Source organism: Bradyrhizobium sp. NBAIM03, assembly GCF_020194055.1.
Classification (GTDB): Bacteria; Pseudomonadota; Alphaproteobacteria; order Rhizobiales; family Xanthobacteraceae; genus Bradyrhizobium; species Bradyrhizobium yuanmingense.
In genome coordinates, this window is the sequence record NZ_JADYVS010000185.1 from 1 (window position 1) to 429 (window position 429).

Consider the following 429-nt stretch of genomic DNA (forward strand, 5'->3'; position numbering starts at 1 on the left):
CTTCCGGTCGGCACCGGGAGGTGCCGACGGCTTGGTCAGCAAACGTTCAAGAGCATCGGGTGGCGGCGCGTGACGGTTCCTTCGAACACCACCCACGGCAAGTTGAGAACGGTATCCACGTCGAATGAGCCGCCGCCGTCGCGACTGGCGTACATGCCGATGATGCGCTCAGGCTGTGCACCCTCCGGTGCGCCAGGCGCAAAGTACATCGTGGCGTTCCACGCCAATCCCTCGGCCGTGATGCCATCGACCAACTGGCTGTCCATGCTGTCCCACTCCTCATTGGTTTGCAGACAGGCTGCAGTATGCAGCCGCTTGTCGTCTTGCGATGAAAAGCAGGAGACATATTTTTACTTTGCCTAACCAACTTGACAGACGCAACGCAAAAAACCAGAATCCAAGAATTACTAACGCGAGCAACGCCAGAAA

At 57.6% G+C, this 429-nt stretch carries 1 protein-coding gene; it reads right to left on the reverse strand.

Annotation, left to right across the window (positions count from 1 at the left end; genetic code table 11):
• Nucleotides 1-35: 35 nt before the first annotated feature.
• Nucleotides 36-266: a hypothetical protein gene (locus I6F21_RS38005; RefSeq protein WP_024542385.1), complete on the reverse strand. Its 231-nt coding sequence runs from the start codon at nucleotides 264-266 to the stop codon at nucleotides 36-38.
• Nucleotides 267-429 lie beyond the last annotated feature (163 nt).